The organism is Streptomyces olivaceoviridis (assembly GCF_014650115.1).
Taxonomy (GTDB): Bacteria; Actinomycetota; Actinomycetes; order Streptomycetales; family Streptomycetaceae; genus Streptomyces; species Streptomyces olivaceoviridis.
Genome location: NZ_BMUI01000030.1, coordinates 50,717 through 68,887 on the forward strand (window position 1 = coordinate 50,717; position 18,171 = coordinate 68,887).

General features: G+C 70.8%; 16 protein-coding genes and 1 pseudogene. 10 read left to right on the forward strand and 7 right to left on the reverse strand.

Annotated features, from left to right (window positions below):
* Positions 1 to 4: 4 nt before the first annotated feature.
* Genes IE273_RS36210 through IE273_RS36220 form a run of 3 tightly spaced genes read right to left on the reverse strand, consistent with a single transcriptional unit; the run spans position 5 to position 2,815 of the window.
* The gene (locus IE273_RS36210) at positions 5 to 1,264 is read right to left on the reverse strand and encodes a beta-ketoacyl-[acyl-carrier-protein] synthase family protein (RefSeq protein WP_189819366.1); all 1,260 of its coding nucleotides are present in this window, start codon (positions 1,262 to 1,264) and stop codon (positions 5 to 7) included.
* Complete coding sequence (locus tag IE273_RS36215; RefSeq protein WP_229887885.1) at positions 1,261 to 1,698, reverse strand: cupin domain-containing protein; 438 nt, start codon at positions 1,696 to 1,698, stop codon at positions 1,261 to 1,263. The genes IE273_RS36210 and IE273_RS36215 overlap by 4 nt, the downstream gene beginning before the upstream one ends.
* Before the next feature lie 34 nt (positions 1,699 to 1,732).
* Complete coding sequence (locus IE273_RS36220; RefSeq protein ID WP_189819367.1) at positions 1,733 to 2,815, reverse strand: SchA/CurD-like domain-containing protein; 1,083 nt, start codon at positions 2,813 to 2,815, stop codon at positions 1,733 to 1,735.
* Between the two features lie 199 nt (positions 2,816 to 3,014).
* Here IE273_RS36220 and IE273_RS36225 point away from each other — a divergent pair, with 199 nt between their 5' ends.
* Positions 3,015 to 4,673, forward strand: a complete 1,659-nt coding sequence (locus tag IE273_RS36225; RefSeq protein ID WP_189819368.1) for an FAD-dependent oxidoreductase — start codon at positions 3,015 to 3,017, stop codon at positions 4,671 to 4,673.
* Between the two features lie 45 nt (positions 4,674 to 4,718).
* Here the strand turns inward: IE273_RS36225 and IE273_RS36230 are convergent, their stop codons facing one another.
* Positions 4,719 to 5,189: an RDD family protein gene (locus tag IE273_RS36230; protein WP_058080281.1), complete on the reverse strand. Its 471-nt coding sequence runs from the start codon at positions 5,187 to 5,189 to the stop codon at positions 4,719 to 4,721.
* A gap of 210 nt (positions 5,190 to 5,399) precedes the next feature.
* On the opposite strand from IE273_RS36230, the gene glnA reads away from it, so the two are divergent.
* Entirely contained in the window at positions 5,400 to 6,809 is a 1,410-nt protein-coding gene (gene glnA, locus IE273_RS36235; protein WP_189819369.1) for a type I glutamate--ammonia ligase, read from the forward strand.
* Between the two features lie 631 nt (positions 6,810 to 7,440).
* Here the strand turns inward: glnA and IE273_RS36240 are convergent.
* Positions 7,441 to 11,163, reverse strand: a complete 3,723-nt coding sequence (locus tag IE273_RS36240) for a S8 family serine peptidase (RefSeq protein ID WP_189819370.1) — start codon at positions 11,161 to 11,163, stop codon at positions 7,441 to 7,443.
* Positions 11,164 to 11,440: 277 nt separating this feature from the next.
* Between IE273_RS36240 and IE273_RS36245 the strand changes: the two genes are divergently transcribed.
* From IE273_RS36245 to IE273_RS36250, 3 genes and pseudogenes are all read left to right on the forward strand, one after another.
* Complete coding sequence (locus IE273_RS36245) at positions 11,441 to 12,409, forward strand: helix-turn-helix domain-containing protein (protein ID WP_189819371.1); 969 nt, start codon at positions 11,441 to 11,443, stop codon at positions 12,407 to 12,409.
* 359 nt (positions 12,410 to 12,768) lie between these two features.
* Positions 12,769 to 12,996: pseudogene (locus IE273_RS45340) on the forward strand (hypothetical protein); the annotation flags it as partial.
* A gap of 40 nt (positions 12,997 to 13,036) precedes the next feature.
* Positions 13,037 to 13,192: a hypothetical protein gene (locus tag IE273_RS36250; RefSeq protein ID WP_189819372.1), complete on the forward strand. Its 156-nt coding sequence runs from the start codon at positions 13,037 to 13,039 to the stop codon at positions 13,190 to 13,192.
* Between the two features lie 159 nt (positions 13,193 to 13,351).
* Here IE273_RS36250 and IE273_RS36255 read toward each other — a convergent pair whose 3' ends face one another.
* The gene (locus IE273_RS36255; protein WP_189819373.1) at positions 13,352 to 13,942 is read right to left on the reverse strand and encodes an isochorismatase family protein; all 591 of its coding nucleotides are present in this window, start codon (positions 13,940 to 13,942) and stop codon (positions 13,352 to 13,354) included.
* Between the two features lie 140 nt (positions 13,943 to 14,082).
* On the opposite strand from IE273_RS36255, the gene IE273_RS36260 reads away from it, so the two are divergent.
* The 4 genes from IE273_RS36260 to pspAB all read left to right on the forward strand — a co-directional run bounded on the left by IE273_RS36260 (position 14,083) and on the right by pspAB (position 17,003).
* Positions 14,083 to 15,042: a GlxA family transcriptional regulator gene (locus tag IE273_RS36260; RefSeq protein WP_373309449.1), complete on the forward strand. Its 960-nt coding sequence runs from the start codon at positions 14,083 to 14,085 to the stop codon at positions 15,040 to 15,042.
* Positions 15,043 to 15,141: 99 nt separating this feature from the next.
* Positions 15,142 to 15,396, forward strand: coding sequence for an SCO2583/SCO2584 N-terminal domain-containing protein (locus tag IE273_RS36265; RefSeq protein ID WP_014672294.1), 255 nt, complete (start codon positions 15,142 to 15,144; stop codon positions 15,394 to 15,396).
* 98 nt (positions 15,397 to 15,494) lie between these two features.
* A complete protein-coding gene (gene htpX, locus IE273_RS36270; protein ID WP_189819375.1) occupies positions 15,495 to 16,415 on the forward strand; it encodes a zinc metalloprotease HtpX in 921 nt (306 codons plus the stop codon).
* A gap of 3 nt (positions 16,416 to 16,418) precedes the next feature.
* Entirely contained in the window at positions 16,419 to 17,003 is a 585-nt protein-coding gene (gene pspAB, locus IE273_RS36275) for a PspA-associated protein PspAB (protein ID WP_189819376.1), read from the forward strand.
* Between the two features lie 18 nt (positions 17,004 to 17,021).
* On the opposite strand, the gene IE273_RS36280 is transcribed toward pspAB, so the two are convergent.
* A complete protein-coding gene (locus IE273_RS36280) occupies positions 17,022 to 17,303 on the reverse strand; it encodes a hypothetical protein (RefSeq protein WP_189819377.1) in 282 nt (93 codons plus the stop codon).
* Between the two features lie 119 nt (positions 17,304 to 17,422).
* Between IE273_RS36280 and IE273_RS36285 the strand changes: the two genes are divergently transcribed.
* Entirely contained in the window at positions 17,423 to 18,127 is a 705-nt protein-coding gene (locus IE273_RS36285; RefSeq protein ID WP_308437078.1) for an alpha/beta fold hydrolase, read from the forward strand.
* The last annotated feature ends 44 nt before the right edge of the window (positions 18,128 to 18,171 follow it).

Here is an 18,171-nt window from a genome sequence, read left to right on the forward strand (position 1 = left end):
GTCCTCACTCCCTCGGCCGGGTCAGGATCACCGCGGACTGGAAGCCGCCGAACCCGCTGCCCACGGACAGCACGCTGGTCAGCTTCCGTTCGCGGGCGACGCGCGGGACGTAGTCCAGGTCGCACTCGGGGTCGGGGATCTCGTAGTTCGCGGTCGGCGGGACGACCTGCTTGGCGAGGGCTAGGACGCAGGCGACGAGTTCGATGGCGCCGATCGCCCCGAGGGAGTGCCCCACCATGGATTTGATGGAGCTCATCGGGGTGTCGTAGGCGTGGTGGCCGAGCGCCCGCTTCACGGCCGCCGTCTCGTGGCGGTCGTTCTGCCGGGTGCCGGAACCGTGCGCGTTGACGTAGTCGATCGCCGTGGGGTCGAGACGCGCCTGGTCGAGGGCTTTGTCAATGGCCCGCGCCATCTCCAGGCCCTCCTTGGTCAGGCCGGTCATGTGGTAGGCGTTGCCGAAGGTGGCGTAGCCGCCGAACTCGCAGTACACGTGGGCACCGCGGGCCCGGGCGTGCTCCAGTTCCTCCAGGACGAGCACCGCGCCGCCCTCGCCCATGACGAAGCCGTCACGGTTGTTGTCGAAGGGCCGGGAGGCGTGCGCGGGGTCGTCGTTGTTCGGTGAGGTGGCCTTGATCGCGTCGAAGCAGGCCATGGTGATCGGGGAGATCGGAGAGTCCGAGGCTCCCGCGATGCATATGTCGGCGCGGCCTTCCTGGACGGTGTGGAAGGCGTACCCGACCGCGTCGAGTCCCGAGGTGCAGCCGGTGGACACGGTCTGCACGGGACCCTGGGCGCCGAAACGTTCCGCCACCGCGGAGGCCGCGGTGCTCGGCGAGAACGCCCGGTGCAGCTGCGGCTCCGCCTCGGTGTGGTCGACCTCCCAGCGCTGCCCGCGATGGCTGACCAGGACGTAGTCGTGCTCCAGCCGGGTGGTGCCGCCGACGGCGGTGCCCACGGAGACGCCGACCCGCCAGGGGTTCTCAAGCCCGAGGTCGAGACCGGAGTCCCGGACCGCCTCCTCGCCGGCGACCAGGGCGAACTGTATGTACCGGTCCGCCCGTTCGACCTGCTCGGCGTCCAGGCCGTACGCGGCGGGGTCGAAGTCGCACTCGGCGGCGATCCGGGACCTGAGCCCGGTCGGGTCGAAGAACGTGATGCCCCGCGTCGCGGTACGGCCGTCGGCGAGCAGATCCCAGAACGCCGGTGCGCCGATCCCTCCCGGGGCGACGACGCCTATGCCGGTGACCGCCACGCGCCGGTTCATGAGCGGACCCGTGCCCGGTCGGCCGGATCGGCGGCGACGGCGACGGCCTCCGTCTCCTCGGTGTCGACGTGGCCGAGGGCCGGCCGGGGGGCCAGCGGGCCCAGGTGGAAGACGATCCGCGCCTCCACGTTGCCGACGTTGCGGAAGCGGTGCCGCATGTTCATGGGGATCATCAGCCCCTGCTCGGGCTTCAGCGGGTGCGGCTCACCGTCCAGGTCCACCTCCAGCTGTCCGCACAGGACGTACACGAACTCTTCGGAGTAGGGGTGGTAGTGCTCACCGATGCGGTCGCCGGGCTGCACGATGGCCACGCCCATGAAGCCGCTGGTGGAGCCCACCGTGGCCGGGGTGAGCATGGCGCGCAGATCGCCGCCGCGCCGGGTGTTGGGCTCGATCTCGCTGAGGTCCACGATCTTCGGAAGGGATTTGATCACGACGTTCCTCCGTTGGTGTGCTGGCCTGCCGGGCTCAGGCGTCCGGCGAGCGGCGGTCGGTGACGAGGTCCATGCCGACGGGCTCGCCGTCCAGCAGGGTGCTCAGCGCGGCCTGACGACCGGGCTCCGGCAGCGGAGCGCGGGCGCCCGCGCCGGGACGTACGTCGACCAGCCGGACGACGACGTCGTCGCGCTGGAAGATCGTGCTGCGCAGCACCGGGCTGTCCGGGTCCCCCGCAGCCGCCTCGTCCTGCTGGGCGAGCAGCTCCGCCAGCCGCATCCCGCAGTCCGGCCGGGCCGGGTAGTACAGCGCCTGCCGCTCGCCCTCGCCGAGTTCGTCCGCGGTGACGTGGTGCACGGCCGGCAGCGCCGCCCGGGTGAAGAACACCCGCGCGGACTCCTGGTCGCCCAGGTCCCGCTCCTGCTCCAGGTAGGGGTTGATGGCCTCCTCGACGGCCCGCACCTGGGGCTGCCGGGCGACGTGCCGCAGCGCCGCGAGCAGGTCGCCGCGCACCTCGATGGCCCGCACGACCCGGTTGCCGTGCATGAACAGGGAGGTGCGGCACAGCCGGGTCGTCTCGTCGACGCGCGCCTGGGGCGAGGCGTAGTCCGCGAGGATCCTCGCGACCTTCTCCTCGCTGCCCGGCTTGACCGTGAAGGTCAGCGCGTGCCGGATCACGCCGTCCCCGATCCGCGGGGACGCCTGGAGCCGGCGCCGTGACGCGGCCCCGGCCGGCTCGCCGCCGGTCTCGCGGACGATGTGGAACCGCAGCGACCGGGTGTCCCGGACGCAGTTGTGCAGCGGTTCCACCATGTGCACGTGCTCCTCGCTGTTCACCCAGGTGAGGAATGGCGGAGCACTCTCCCACTCGCTGGTGATGAGCCATTGGGAGGGGTTCTCGATCGACTGGCACAGCTGGTCGCTGACGTGGCCGGGCACCTGCGCCACCTGGTTGCACAGCTGCTCGTAGGCCTCCAGGAACTGCTGCTGGGCGCCGTCGTTGACGTCCACGAGCAGGACGACCCGGAGACGGGAGCCGTCGAACACGGACTGGGAGACCCTCTTCGACACCTGGCGCGTCGACTGGTCCGACATCTTTTCCGACAAGGTGGTCATGCTGCGCATCTCCTTCACGGGGGCAGAGGCGAACGCCGGCCGCCGATGACGCGACATCAGCGCTTCTTGATCCTGTGCCGCTTCCCGCACAACGCGCGACTCGCGTGAACCACGTGGGTGATTGAGCACGCGAAAGCCGTCCCACAGGGCACAGAAACAGCAACGCGCCTCACATCCCGACCCTGCCTCTGGAGCCTTGATGCAGCACAAAGCCGCTCACCAGGTGCCCGTCCTCGTCGTGGGCGGTTCACTGGTGGGCCTGTCCCTCTCCCTGTTCCTGGGCCGTCTCGGCGTACCCCACATGCTCGTCGAGCGGCACTCCGGGACCTCGATCCACCCGCGTGGCCGCGGCAACAACCTGCGGACGATGGAGCTGTACCGGGTGGCCGGCATCGAGCCGGACATCAAGGCGGCGGCCTCGCTGCTCGCGGCCAACCACGGCATCCTCCAGACCCCGACCCTGGTCGGCGACGCCGGCGAATGGCTGTTCAAGCACATCGACCCGGGCGGCGGACTGGCGAGGTTCAGCCCCACGGCCTGGTGCCTGTGCAGCCAGAACGACCTGGAGCCTGTGCTGCTGAAGGGGGCCCGCGCGCTCGGCGGGGACCTGCGGTACTTCCACGAGTTGGAGGGCTTCGAACAGGACCCCGAAGGAGTGACGGCGTTCGTCCGGGACCGGGACAGCGACGAGCTGTACACGGTCCGCGCGGACTACCTGGTCGCGTGCGACGGCCCGCGCAGCCCCGTCCGGCGCCGGCTCGGCATCGGGCAGAGCGGCCCCGGCGACCTCTTCGCGAACGTGAGCGTCACCTTCCGGTCCAAGCTGCTCGCCGAGACGGTCGGCGACCGGCACTTCATCTGCTGCTACCTCACCAACCCGGAGGCCGACGGCGCCCTGCTGCCGGTCGACAACAAGGAGCACTGGGTCTTCCACGCGCCCTGGCACCCGGAGCAGGGCGAGACGCTGGAGGAGTTCACCGAGGAGCGGCTCCAGCGGCACATCCGGCTGGCCGTCGGCGTCCCCGACCTGGACGTCGAGATCACCGGCAAGGCGTCCTGGCGCGCCGCCGAACGCGTCGCCGAGCGGTACACGGCGGGCCGGGTGCTGCTGGCCGGCGACTCCGCCCACGAGATGTCCCCGACCGGCGCCTTCGGCTCCAACACCGGCATCCAGGACGCCCACAACCTGGCCTGGAAACTGTCCGCCGTCCTCGACGGCTGGGCCGGGCCCGACCTGCTGGAGACGTACGACACCGAGCGCCGGCCCGTCGCGCTGGCGACCAGCGCCCGCGCCTCCGCCCGCTCGGTGGAGCACAGCCACCCGGGCTTCGCGCCCACGCCCGGCGTCGGCGGCGGCCCGCGCAGCGGCATCCTCCCCGTCGTCCTCGCCTACCGCTACCTGGAGGGGGCCGTCATCGGCGCCGACCCCGCCCAGCCGGTCGTACCCGACGAGGTACGGCTGACCGCGGACCCGGGCAGCCGGGCGCCGCACCTGTGGCTGCGCCGCGCGGGCGACCGGCTCTCCACGGTCGACCTCTACGAGCGGTCACTGGTGCTGCTCTGCGACGCCGGGTCGGCCGCGGGCGGGGCCTGGCACTCCGCCGCCCGGCGGATCGCCCGCACGGACGGCGTACGGCTGGAGGCGTACCGGATCGGTACGGGCGCGAACGCCGACCTCGCCTACGACGGGGGCGGCCCCGCAGCCGGCACCGACTGGGCGGCGCTCCACGGCACGACGGCGGACGGGGCGGTGCTGGTGCGGCCGGACGGCTTCGTGGCCTGGCGCGCGACATCCGCCGCGACCGACCCGGAGGGGGAGCTGCGGGCGGTACTGAGGGCGGTGCTGCGGAGGGGGTGAGCCGGTGGGTGATCCCGGTGGCCGGCGGTCACCGGGATCGCTCGGTCAGATCCGAACCTCGACCGTCTTCGCGAGCCGGTCGTGCAGGCCGCGGCCGTCGCGGTCCCAGATCAGGGCGGGGATCGCGAGGCAGAGCAGGACGGTACGCAGCAGGGCGCGCCCCGGGTTGACCGTGCCCGTCCGCAGGGCCACGACCCGGATGCCGAAGAGGCGCTTGCCGGGGGTGAAGCCCACCGTGCCGACGGTCAGGACGCTCAGGACGAAGAAGACACCGAGCGCCCAGTTGCTCGTCGCGGGGGCCCGGTAGCCGTCCGTGATCAGGCCGTATGCGATCAGGACGCACAGCGCCCAGTCCACGGCGAGTGCGCCGAGGCGCCGTCCGGGCCGTGCGATCGAGTTCGGCCCGTGCTCCGGGAGGCCGAGCTGTTCGCCCCGGTACCCGAAGTCGGCGCCCGCCTCTTCCATGGCCGCGCGCGGTCCGGAGAGCCACGATCCGATTGCCTGCCTGTTGTCCACGCCTCCACGGTACTGTGCCCGGTTTCGGGCACTACGCACAGGGGTGTGTCGGGGCTACGGTGGACACGTGGCCGGTTAACTTCTGCGAAACAAACGGGTCACGCCCGAGAAATCACCCGTCCCTAGGGTCGAGACCAGCGTGTGCCACCGCACTGGCCGCACGAACGATCTACCACCCCGGCGAGGACGGTCGGGAGTAGGAGGAGCTGGATGTTCCAGAACGCCGACGAGGCCAAGAAGTTCATCGCGGACGAGGACGTCAAGTTCGTCGACGTCCGCTTCTGCGACCTGCCGGGCGTCATGCAGCACTTCACGGTGCCCGTTGAGGCGTTCGACCCGGACGAGGAGCTGGCCTTCGACGGATCGTCGATCCGTGGTTTCCAGGCCATCCACGAGTCCGACATGGCTCTGCGTGCCGACCTGTCCACGGCCCGTGTGGACCCGTTCCGCCGCGACAAGACCCTCAACATCAACTTCTTCATCCACGACCCGATCACGGGCGAGCAGTACTCCCGTGACCCGCGCAACGTGGCGAAGAAGGCGGAGGCGTACCTGGCGTCGACCGGGATCGCGGACACCGCGTACTTCGGTCCCGAGGCCGAGTTCTACGTCTTCGACAGCGTCCGTTTCGCCACCTCCGCGAACGAGTCCTTCTACCACATCGACTCCGAGGCGGGCGCCTGGAACACCGGCGCCCTGGAGAACAACCGCGGGTACAAGGTCCGCTACAAGGGCGGCTACTTCCCGGTGGCCCCGGTCGACCACTTCGCCGACCTGCGCGCCGAGATCTCCCTGGAGCTGGAGCGGTCCGGCCTGAAGGTCGAGCGCCAGCACCACGAGGTGGGCACGGCCGGCCAGGCGGAGATCAACTACAAGTTCAACACCCTGCTCGCCGCCGCCGACGACCTCCAGCTCTTCAAGTACATCGTGAAGAACGTCGCCTGGCGCAACGGCAAGACCGCGACCTTCATGCCGAAGCCGATCTTCGGTGACAACGGCTCGGGCATGCACGTGCACCAGTCGCTGTGGAGCAACGGCGACCCGCTGTTCTACGACGAGGCCGGTTACGCGGGCCTGTCGGACACCGCCCGCTACTACATCGGCGGCATCCTCAGGCACGCCCCGTCGCTGCTGGCCTTCACCAACCCGACGGTGAACTCGTACCACCGTCTGGTGCCGGGCTTCGAGGCGCCGATCAACCTGGTGTACTCGCAGCGCAACCGCTCCGCCGCGATGCGTATCCCGATCACGGGCTCCAACCCGAAGGCCAAGCGCGTCGAGTTCCGCGCGCCCGACTCCTCCGGCAACCCGTACCTGGCCTTCTCGGCCCTGCTCCTCGCGGGCCTGGACGGCATCAAGAACAAGATCGAGCCGGCCGAGCCGATCGACAAGGACCTGTACGAGCTGGCTCCCGAGGAGCACGCGAACGTCGCCCAGGTCCCGACCTCGCTGAACGCCGTCCTCGACGCGCTGGAGGCCGACCACGAGTTCCTCCTCCAGGGCGACGTGTTCACGTCCGACCTGATCGAGACGTGGGTCGACTTCAAGCGCACCAACGAGATCGCCCCGCTCCAGTTGCGCCCGCACCCGCACGAGTTCGAGCTGTACTTCGACGTGTAAGACGCCTGTGACCTGCAGAAATGCAGGCATGAGCGGCGTGTATCGGTGCAGGTCAACAGTTCGCTGACCTGCACCGACACACGATCGGGACTGCTAAATGAGGCCCTGTCTCCATCTCATGTGCAATGCCCGTGCAACAAACTCGAACTCGTCGTCAGTCCCTCTCATCAAGGCCCGCTCAGTACGGACACCACGTCCTGGGCGTGCGGGTCACGGGGTGGCGCCGCAGTGCCCTGACGCCGCTGCCGCACCACGCCGTCACCGACAGCGGCCGTACCCTTGATGACCCCTCCGTCTGGCGACACCTGCGCACCATCCTCCGCCGCGCCTGCCTAGCCACCATCGCCCTGGAGCAGGGACACCCCCCCCGGGCGGACGTCCAGGACGCCATCGGCCACCGGAAGCCGCGCACCCCCGGCGCTACAACCGGCGCCGCCACCAGCTGCACCACTCCCCGCCTACGGCCTCGCCGACCGGCTCGCGATCTCCGAGGTGTAGATGCTGAGCCCGCGTCCTCCACACCATCACCGGCGCGGCAGGGCCCGGAGGGCCGGAGCGGCGAACGGTCCGTCCGGGGTCGTGCGACCCCGGACGGACCGTTGTTCACTCGCGCGCGATCCGCGACTGTGCGTCAGCGCAGGCCGAACGCCCGGATCACCGTCTGGTGCACCGCGTTGCCCGCCGAGTCCTCGGCGCTCGCCCTGAGCGACACGTAAGACGCCTTCTTCGGCGCGTCCAGGCGGTACCGCCCGTTGTGGTCACAGGTGGCCCTGTGCCACGTCGTGCCGCCGTCGTAGGACATCTCCAGGGTGACCGCGCCGACCCGGCCGGCGCCGACGGCACCCGGCAGCTGAGCGGCGGTGACGGACAGGGTGTCGTGCCGTCCGGCCCGCCCGGCCGGGTCGGTGCCGACCTCGTAGTCGATCTGCACCAGCGGCAGCACCGCGTCGGAGCCGTCCGCCGTCGCCTTCGAGGTGAAGTCCCACTCGGTGTGCGTGCTGGAGGAGTACGGGGTGAACGCCACGTCGCGCTTGCCGGTGACGACCAGCCGGTACGGCAGCTTGCCGGCGCTGGGTGCGTGGCCCGAGACGTTCGTGAAGGTTCCGGTGCCGAGCTCCTTGGTGCCCTGGTAGAGGGTCTGTCGCTGCTCTGCTCCGCCGTCGATCTGGTTCATGCCGACGTGGTTGCGGCTGCCCCAGGCGGGGGCGTCGATGTACAGGTGGTCACCTTTGCGCGTGGGCAGACTGTAGACGTCGTTCAGGTAGGGCCGTTCGATCGGCTTGAACCACTCCTCGGACTGCGTGCTGCCCGCCCGGTAGGAGGTCTTGGCCCCGGCTTCGAAGACCATGCCGTCCGCGTACGCGCTCTGGCTCCAGCTGTTGAAGCCCCCGGTGGAGACCCAGTCGGTGCGCTTCCCGCGCACCGGCTCCGGCATCATGGCGCCGATGGCCCAGTTGTTGTTGTACGTGGGCCAGTCGAACCGGAACTCCCCGCCGGTGCTCCCCGGGGCCGGACTGTCGAAGGTCTCGTCGACCCGGGCGAGGTTCTTGGAACTGCCCTGCACCACCATGCGGGCGGGGATCTCGTTGTGCCAGGTCTGGTCGAGGTCGTAGACGTACGGGCTCACGGGCGCGGAGCCGACCGTGACCGAAGCGCCGCGGACCTGGGCCTGCCGGACGAGCTTCTCGCCCTCGTCGGTGCTGAGCAGGCCCACGTCGAGCGGGATGGGCGACGACCCGAACGGCGCGTTGTACCTGCGGAAGCCGCGGCCGTCCACGTTGTTCACCACCAGCATGAGCTTCGCGCCCGCAGCCATCGCGGCGGCCGCCTGGTCCCTGTCGGACACCTCGTCGTTACGGCGTACCACCACGGCCTTGCCGTGCACGTCGAGGTCAGCGTAGTCGGTGCGCGCGCCCTGACCGGCGAAGACCAGTGGGAGCCTGACGCTGCCCTTGGGCAGGGGGGTGACGCCGTCCTGGCGCAGCACGTCGGTGAAGTCGGTCGTCCGGGTGGAGACGGACAGTGCGGGCTGCTCCTTGCGCCACCGAGCCGCCAGGTAGAAGTCGCCATGGGTGACCTGGTGGGTGGTCGGCTGGGCCCACAGGCTGTCGTAGTTGGTCTGGGTCTCCATGTAGTCCCGCCAGATCTGGCCGCCCATCAGGCGGGTGTAGTCCAGTCGCTGGTAGGTCGTCTCGGTCCGCTGAGGGGCCGTCATGTCGATCCGGTCGATCTTGGACGCATCGAGCGTGACGGTGGTGTCGCGGTCCAGTCGGACGTCTGGGTCGCCCAGCAGCGCCATGCCCCACGAGTGGGGACCGTGGACGCCCTGCACCGTCTTGAAGGACAGCACCGAGTACACGTCGTTGGGCAGGTACGTCTGCGCCGTACCGGAGTCGTCGATCACGACGAACGCCGGGGAGTCGTCACCGGACCTGAGCAGTTCGACCACGCCGGACATGGGCCGCCCCTGGGCGTCCTTGAACTCCATGGTCAGTTTGTGCTCGACATCGCCGAGGGAGACGGCGGTGTGCGCCGCGACCTTGCCGGCCGCGGTCTTCGCGAGGACCTGGCCGGTGTACCGGCCGCCGGCGGTGATGCCCGAACCGTCGATCGTCACGGTGACACCGGCGCTGCCGTGCGCGGGCACGACCACCTGGGAGGCGGAGAGCCGGAACACCCCGGCGGGGGCGTGTGCCGCCTCGACGCTCAGCGCGAGGGTGACGGGAGTGTCCGTGGTGTTGGTGTACGTCACCGGGCGCCGCACGCCGTCGGCGGGATTCTGCGGAACCTGCGCGGCGTACGCGGTGGCCGTGGCGAAGACTCCGGCATGTGAGGCCGCGGCGACGTCGAGGCGGCCACTGCCTGCCTGGAAGGCGTTGTACTGCGGGGTCTGCCGGGAGCTGCTGGCCAGCAGATCCTTCAGCTGGCTTCCGGTGAGGTCCGGATGAGCGGCGGCCATCAGCGCGGCGGCGCCGCTCACGTGGGGCGTGGCCATGGAGGTGCCGCTCATGGTCTGGTAAGCGCCCTCGCCGTTGCCGTCGAACCGGGAGTTGGCCGCGAGGATGTCGACGCCGGGGGCGGTGATCTCCGGCTTCAGCGCGCCGTCCACGCGGGGACCCTGGCTCGAGAACTCGGCCAGGGAGTCGTCGGAGTCGACGGCACCCACGGTCAGCGCGTCGCTCGCCGCGCCCGGTGCGCCGATGGTGTCGGGTGCCCCCGAGTTGCCGGCGGCGACGACGAACAGCGCGCCGGTCTCGGCGCTGAGCCTGTCGACAGCCTGGCTGAGGGGGTCGGTCCCGTCGGACGGCTGACCGTCGCCGAGGCTCATGTTGATGACCTTGGCGTGCTGGTCGACCGCGGCCCATTCCATGCCGGCCAGGACCCAGGAGGTCTGACCGGACCCGGTGTCGTCCAGCACCTTGCCGATGTCGAGGCGGGCGCCGGGGGCGGCACCCTTCTCCCTGCCGTCGGAAGCCGCGCCGCTACCGGCGATGATGGACGCGACATGCGTGCCGTGACCGAAGTGGTCGTCCGTGTTCTCGTCCGGTACGAAGCTCTGCCGGCCCGCGATGCGGTCCGCGAGGTCGGGGTGTCCCGCATCGACGCCGGTGTCGAGGACGGCCACGTCCACGCCCTGTCCGGTGTTGCCGTCCGCCCAGACCTGGGGGGCACCGATCTGCGCCGTGCTGTCGGCGAGGTCGGCATGGACGAGGCCGTCCAGCCAGATGTGCGTGATCCCGTCGGCGAAGGCCGGTGCGGCGGACTGCTCGCGGGCTCCGTCTGTCGTCGCCGTCCCGGCCACGGACTTCCAGAAGTCCGCGGCGTGCGAGCGGTCCGCGGTGAGGGCGGCGCCGTTGATGCCGTCGAGGGTACGGACCCGGGTCGCCCCGTCGGGCAGAGCGCTGCCCCTGCTGCGCGCGTCGGCGGAGTGCCTGTAGGAGACGATGAGCGGCAGCCGGTCACGGTGCGCGTCGTCGTACCTGTCGGCGATCATGGCCGTGATGTTGAACAGCTGCCGGTCCAGGATGCCCTTGGCCACGAAAGGCAGTACGGACTCGGGGAACACGTAGAGGTCGTCGCCCGACGTCAGGATGTGGGTCTCCACCGGACGCCCGTCGGCACCGCGGACGCTGACGATGCCTCCGGTCCCGTTGCCGGTGCCGGGACTCTGCCGGGTGGTGACCACGTCACCGGTGATCAGCGTGACGGAGTGGTCGCCGGCGGGCACCCGGTCGGACGTGGATGCGGTGGACGGGGAGCCGACGGCGTCGGAACGGGCTGCTGAGGACGCAAAGGCCAGCGCGTCGTAGGGGCCGGCCAGCGCGAGTACCAGAGCGCCGACGGCAACCGACACACTCCAGCGTCTGCGGTGGTGTGCTTTCACAGGGTCTCTCCCGGCTCTGCAGTCGGGCAGAGCACGGTCGTGGCCTCTGCCGTCCAAGTGGCGCCGCCTGACCGGTCGTAGGCGCCGACGGTGCTCGGACCCTTCCACAGGTGGCGTGAACGTTCCGAGTGAAAGCTTGTGAACGACCAATGTCTAGATCAAACTCGTGTCGTACACCGCCAGGTGGCGATTCGCGCCACGACCGTCCCGACTGCTCGCCGGGCGGTGATCACTGGGAGGGCAGCCGGTGCTGAGCACCCTGGGGATCAGCGAGTTCGACGAACAGGTCTACCGCACCTATCTGACCAAGTCGGACCGGACGACTGCGGAGATCGCCCAGACCCTGGGCACCACGCCCAGCCGGATCAGGCGCACCGTCTCCCGGTTGGTGGAACTGGGCATGCTGAGAAAGGAAGGACACGGCCAGTACCGACCGGTCAGCCCGCACACCGCGCTGAGGGCACTGCTGGCCAGACGCCGAGCCGAGACCGAGGCGGCGTTCACCGCGGTGTGGGGCACCGTCGACGACCTGGCGGACGAATACCGTGCCCGTCGGCTGCGGGAGGATCCGACCGGACTGGTGGAAGTGATCACCGGCGAGGCGGAGATCACGCTGCGCGTCGCCGAACTGATGCAGTCGGTCCGCACCCACTTCTGGGTGCTCGATCGGCCGCCCTATCTGGGCCCCTACAGCACCGAGTTGGAGGAGGCCCTGACGATGGACCTGCTGGGCCGCGGCGTCGACATACGCTCGGTCTACACCCCGGAGGCGCTGGCGCGGCCGGGCCGTTTCGAGCTGATCACCCACCTCGCCCAGATCGGCGAGCAGGCCCGCATCCTGCCGACCCTGCCGTTCAGACTGCGCATCATGGACCGACGCGTCGCGCTGGTCGCGCTGGTCCCGGGGCGCTACGACAGGATCGCCGTCGTCCACCAGTCGGGCCTGCTCGACGCACTCCTGGAGTTGTTCGACTCCTACTGGCAACGTGCGCAGTCCCTCGTCGCGACCGATCCGGCGGCGCCCGACGGGCCGAGCGCGCAGGACCTCCTGCTGCTGAAGATGATGCAGGCGGGATACAAGGACCAGGCAATCGCCCGGCAGTTGGGGACGAGCGCGCGCACCGTGACCCGCCGGATCGCGGCGATTGCGTCCGGGCTCGGCCTCGACACCCGCTTTCAGGTGGGAGTCGAGGTCGCCAAGAGGGGCTGGATCTGAGACCTGGTGTCGGTCACGTCCGCGTGTGTCGACGTGAAGAACTGGCGAATCAGCACCAACGTCCGCCTCGACGCCCGACACACAACCACACTCCTGCGGGCTCTCCTCGTGCTGACGAACAGCGAGATCCAACCCTGACAGTCGCTCGCCTGCCACCGATCATGTCCGCCACCGGCACCAGCGCCAGCACCTCAGCCCTCGCCCATGCCGGCCCCGTGACCAGCGATACGCGCGGGCGGCCTCCGCTTGATCATGTGCTCCGGTCAATGGGGCACGGGACCAGTACGAAGGCCGTGCGGGTGAGTCTGCTGCCTGACGCTGTTCCGGCGGAGGCGTTCGCGTACGCCTCACGCTTTACCGAGGGCACATTGATCCGCCTGGAGGTCGACCGCCTGCCCGGCGGCCACGATCCGCTCCCCGTCTGGCTGTGGTCCTCGGCCACAGCTCGCCCTGCCCGACCCGCGCACCGAAACCCAACCGACCCGGCCCCGGCCGACCGCCCGGCTCGAAGAACCGGGCACTCCGCCATGCGCCACGGCGTGGGCAGAACAGTCAGACAGCCCAAGGTCATCACCGAACGTGACCAGACCGGACCAGAAAGTACAAACGCAGGGAAAGCGCCCTGGTATGACGCTCAGCCACGGCGTGGACATCTACACGCTCGCCGACCGGCTGGGCCACTCCGACCCTGCCTTCACCCTGCGCAGGTACGTGCATCGCGTACCGAACGCCGGTGACAAGCTGCGTGCGGCCTTGCGTAGCGTCTACCAGCACACGCCCTGACCTGGCGTGCAACATCCGTGCAAGACGATCTTGAGCACGGGACGAAAGCGCAGGCCAGAAGGCTGGACGTGTATTACTTCGACGTGTGACAGACGCGCTGAGGCGCCGACCGAGGCCCCGCCGCTCCCCCGGGAACGGCGGGGCCAAGGCGTTCCCGGCTCAGGTCAGCGCGGACGCCGACGGTACGACCACGCCGTAGAGGTCGGCGACGGTGGCGAGGGCGCTGTGGTGGAGCTGGTCCGCGGTCACCTCGGCCTGCGGGGTGCGCAGGGGGCGGGTCGCGCAGGCGTCGGCCACCACGGTGGGGCGGTTGCCGCGCAGGAACGCGCCCTGGGCGGTGAACAGGACGCACATGTGGGTCATGAAGCCGGCGATCACCACGTCCTGGTGGCCGGCCGCGTCCACGTGCTCGCCCAGGTCGGTGCCGTGGAACGCGTCGGGGGCGCCCTTCACGACGACGGGCTCGCCGTCGGCGGGGGCGACCCGCGGATGGATCCGACCGATCTCGGCGCGGGTGTCGTACGGGGTGCCCGGGCCGCCGTCGTGGACGACGTGGATCACCCGGGCGCCCGCGGCCCGCGCCGTCGCCAGCAGTCCGGCCGCGGCGTCGAGCGCGGCGTCCCAGCCGGCCAGCTCCAGCACGCCCCGCGTGTAGGTGTTCTGGTAGTCGACCAGGATCAGCGTGGAGCCGGCCGGCGTGGCCGGGGTCTGGTCGAGGCCGTTCAGTTCGCGCAGCGTCGTGGTGGGCATGACCGCCCTCTCCTCGGTGGTGTGGTGGGTACGTGATCACGCTAGGAGCCGCCCCCGCATGGCAGCAATGTCGGGTAACTTGCAGATCCGGACATCCGGAGGGGGAGGGCGTGGGCGGGAGCCGGCGGTTCATCGTGATCATGCTGTTCGACGGCGTCGACCTGCTGGACGTCACCGGCCCGCCGGAGGTGTTCGCGCTGCTCCGGCGGGAGACCGGCGAGGAGACCGGTTACGAGGTCGTCCTGGCCGCCGCGGCCATGGAGCCCGTCACGACCGCCGCCGGGGTGCGGGTGCTGCCCGACCTCACCTTCGCGGAGGTGTCCGGGCGTGCCATCGACACGCTGCTGGTGCCGGGCTCGGTCGAGGTCGACGAGGAGCGGCGGGTGCAGGCCCTGGCCGACCCCGCCGTCGTCGCCCAGGTGCGGACGCTCGCCGCCCGCAGCCGGCGCGTGGCGTCCGTCTGTGTGGGCGCCCACCTGCTCGCCGCCGCCGGTCTGCTGGACGGCAGGCGGGCCACCACCCACTGGTCGACCGCCGGGCAGCTCGCCGTCGAGCATCCCGCCGTCGAGGTCGACGCCGACCCGATCTTCATCCATGACGGCGGGGTGTGGACCGGCGCGGGCATCACCGCCTGCCTGGACCTGTCCCTCGCGCTGGTCGCCGAGGACTTCGGGGAGGCCGTCGCCCTGCGGGTCGCCCGGCAGCTGGTCATGTACCTGAAGCGGCCGGGCGGGCAGAGCCAGTTCAGCGTGCCCGTCGAGCCCGTCTCCAGCACCCCGCGCATGGCCGATCTGCGCCACTTCGTCGCCGAGCACCTCACCGGGCCGATGGCCATCGCCGACCTCGCCCGGCACGCCCACGTCAGCGAGCGCCAGCTCGCCCGGATCTTCAAGGCGGAGCTCGGCATGACCCCGGCCGCCTACCTCGAGGCGGCCCGCGTCGAGGCGGCACGGAACCGGCTCGAAACCACGGACGACACCCTGGACCGCGTCGCCACCGCATGCGGCTTCGGTACGGCCGACACACTGATCCGGGCGTTCCGCCGCAAGCTCGACACGACACCCACGGAGTACCGGAGCCGTTTCCGCCGTTCCGGCTGACCGGCTTCCGCCGCCGTGCAACCTTTCCCGCTTCTCAAACTTCCTACTGTCGGGAGATCATCCCTCCGGATCGTGTCGGACGAGAGAGGTTGAACGGGGATGCCGGAACAGAACGACTGGGAGCGCGAGTTCGATCACACCTGGGCGAACTCCGCCGAGCACAAGGAGCCCTCCGCCCGGGCCCGGATGCTCGCCGCCCGCTGGAAGGAGAACCCGCCGAACCCGGCGCCCTTCCGCGCCGACCCGGACCCGGTGCCGCGCCGGTCCTCCTGGGTCTCGACGGCCGTGGTCCTCGGCTGCGTGGCGGTGGTCATCGTGCTGCTGGGGTACGCCCAGATGCGCTCGCCGTACTGACCCTTTGCCCCGACTAGAGCGGTTCCGGACCACTTCATGGCAATCCACAGGTGCACACTGGACAGCGGGACGAGTGCCTGACTGCGGGGTGATGCAAGATGCGGAGCCGGTTCCGGAGCGATCGGCGGCTGACCGTGCGTATGGGTCTCACGCTGTTCCTGCTCGGGCTGCTGTACGTGGGCTTCGTCGCCGCACTGATCGTGCTGCTGAAGTCCTGGGTGCTGGTCGCCGTCCTGATCGGGGCGCTGTTCGTGGCGCAGTTCTGGTTCTCCGACCGGATCGCGATGTTCGCCATGCGCGGGCGGGTCGTGGAGCGGGAGGAGTATCCCGAGCTGCACGCCGTGGTGGACCGGCTGTGCGCGATCGCGGACCTGCCCAAGCCGGCGGTCGCCGTGTCCGCGATGGACATGCCGAACGCGTTCGCGACCGGGCGCAGCGCCGGGCACGCGGTCGTCTGCGTGACCACCGGGCTGCTGCGCCGGCTGGAGCCGGCGGAGCTGGAGGGCGTGCTCGCGCACGAGCTGTCGCACGTGCGGCACAAGGACGTCGCCGTGATCACGGTCGCGTCGTTCCTCGGGGTGCTCGCGGGCCTGGTCGTACGGTTCGCCTTCTACTCCCAGGTCTTCGGCTCGGGCCGCCGGGACCAGAACACGGCCGCGGTCTTCGCCGCGGTCCTCGGCGTCTCGGCGGCCGTGTACGCGATCAGCTTCCTGCTGATCCGGTCGCTGTCCCGGTACCGGGAGCTGGCGGCCGACCGCGCCGCGGCGCACCTGACCGGCCGGCCGTCGGCGCTGGCGGCGGCGCTCACCAAGGTCTCCGGGGAGATCGCCCGGATCCCGACCAAGGACCTGCGCACGGCCCAGGCGTTCAACGCGTTCTACTTCACCCCGGCGACCGGCCGGGAGCCCGGCATCGAGCGGTTCTTCTCCACGCACCCGACCCTGGAGCAGCGGCTGGAGCAGCTGGGCCGGATCTCGGCGGAGCTGGGCGAGGCCGCCACCCCGGGGAAGGCGGGCTGACCGGTGGGGCTGCTGGACATCCTGCTGGGCCGTACGAAACCGGTCGCGCCCGATCTCGACCAGCTCTTCGCGCTGCCGTCGGCGGCCGTGACGCTGGAGGTGGCGGCGGGTTTCACGCCGACCGGGGTCGGGGCGGTGTGCTTCGCCACGGTGGAGGGCGCGGCCTTCGAGCAGATGCACCGTGAGGTGCAGGCGCTGCTGGACGCGGACACCGACCGGACCGGCCCGCCGGTGGAGCTGTGCCAGGACGGCTACGGCTACTCCTGGCTGGTGTCCCGGCGCTCCCCCGACCAGCTGCCCGAACTGGTCAACGATCTGCACGCCGTGAACAGTTCGCTGGAGGTCAACGGCTTCGGCCCGCAGTTGCTGTGCTCGCTGGCCGGGTTCACGGACGCCGGCGGCCGGAGGCTGGCGCTCGTCTACCTCTACAAGCGCGGCACGTTCTACCCGTTCGCCCCGCTGCCCGGCGCCGCCGAGCGGCGGGACACCGCGCTGGAGCTCCAGCTCAGGGCCACGCTCGGCGACGACCTGCGGATCGAGCAGGACCTCGGCCGCTGGTTCCCGGTGTGGGGCGCCCCCGGCCTGTGACAGCCGGCGACGCCCCGCTCACCTCCCGCTCTTCTCCCGCCCCTGCCGCCGGGCCTCGAAGGGCCGCTCACGGCGGTAGCGGCGCTCCCACCTGGCCTGCCGGTCCCGGCGGTCCCGGTACGCCCGGTAGCTGTCGGGCGGGGCGCCGGTGCCGGTGCCGGCCGGCGGGGTGGTGCCGGGCGAGCCGCGGCCGTGCGTCGCGTACAGATACAGCAGGGCGACGGCGGCGAGCCACCAGAGGTGGTTTCCGGTTCCGAGGATCACCAGGACGACGGTCCCGGTCGCGAGAATGACACGCATGACGGACCTCCTGGGGTGAGTCGGGGGGATGCGCTTGCGTTCGCTCAGCGTAGAGACATCGTGACCGTCCGTGCACTCCGTTTTTCCTCGGCGCGGGCGGCCGTGAGTGAATGGCCCGCATGGATGAACTCACCGACTTCAACCACCCGTACGACGGTGAACGGCTCAGCGGGGTGAGCGCCGGACGGCCAGGCCGCACCACCGCACTCCTGTTGCACGGCGCGGGCAACGGCAGCAAGCAACGGCTGCTGCCCCTCCTGGCCGACTTAGCCGCCCACGGCTGCCGTGCCCTGGCGTTCGACTTCTCCGGCCACGGCGAAAGCACGGGCGCGCTCGCGGAGTTGAGCCTGCGGCGGCGGTACGAGCAGGCGGTGGCGGTGCTCGACGCGCACGTCCCGGAGGACGACCCGCTGATCCTGGTCGGCTTCAGCATGAGCGGGCAGACGGTGGCGGACCTGGTACGGCACTACGGGCGCCGGGTGGCGGCGGTGGGCCTGTGCGCGCCCGCCGTCTACACGCCCGAGGCCTGGGACGTGCCGTTCGGCACCGGCGAGGGCCGCTTCTCGGAGCTGATCCGCACGCCCGAGAGCTGGCGCGACTCCCCCGCCCTGGAGGCGTTCCGCTCGTACGAGGGCCGGGCGGTGCTCGCGGTCCCCGGCACGGACACGATCATCCCGCCGACGGTGACCCGAGCCGTCCAGGAGGCGCTCTCGACCCGCGCCCACTGCACCCGCTTAGACCTCCCCGACGCCGACCACATGCTGGGCCTGTGGCTCCACGACCACCCCGAGGACCGCCGGGAGTTCGTGAAGACCCTGCTGTAGCCCGGCCCGCGGGGGCCGCGGGCCGGCACCGGCGCGCGGCTCCA

Excerpts from the sequence above, each read along its gene's own strand:
- IE273_RS36210 (WP_189819366.1), bottom strand. The coding sequence starts at position 1,264 with ATGAACCGGCGCGTGGCGGTCACCGGCATAGGCGTCGTCGCCCCGGGA.
- IE273_RS36220 (WP_189819367.1), bottom strand. The coding sequence starts at position 2,815 with ATGACCACCTTGTCGGAAAAGATGTCGGACCAGTCGACGCGCCAGGTG.
- IE273_RS36225 (WP_189819368.1), top strand. The coding sequence starts at position 3,015 with ATGCAGCACAAAGCCGCTCACCAGGTGCCCGTCCTCGTCGTGGGCGGT.
- glnA (WP_189819369.1), top strand. The coding sequence starts at position 5,400 with ATGTTCCAGAACGCCGACGAGGCCAAGAAGTTCATCGCGGACGAGGAC.
- IE273_RS36250 (WP_189819372.1), top strand. The coding sequence starts at position 13,037 with ATGACGCTCAGCCACGGCGTGGACATCTACACGCTCGCCGACCGGCTG.
- IE273_RS36255 (WP_189819373.1), bottom strand. The coding sequence starts at position 13,942 with ATGCCCACCACGACGCTGCGCGAACTGAACGGCCTCGACCAGACCCCG.
- IE273_RS36260 (WP_373309449.1), top strand. The coding sequence starts at position 14,083 with ATGCTGTTCGACGGCGTCGACCTGCTGGACGTCACCGGCCCGCCGGAG.
- IE273_RS36265 (WP_014672294.1), top strand. The coding sequence starts at position 15,142 with ATGCCGGAACAGAACGACTGGGAGCGCGAGTTCGATCACACCTGGGCG.
- htpX (WP_189819375.1), top strand. The coding sequence starts at position 15,495 with ATGCGGAGCCGGTTCCGGAGCGATCGGCGGCTGACCGTGCGTATGGGT.
- IE273_RS36280 (WP_189819377.1), bottom strand. The coding sequence starts at position 17,303 with ATGCGTGTCATTCTCGCGACCGGGACCGTCGTCCTGGTGATCCTCGGA.
- IE273_RS36285 (WP_308437078.1), top strand. The coding sequence starts at position 17,423 with ATGGATGAACTCACCGACTTCAACCACCCGTACGACGGTGAACGGCTC.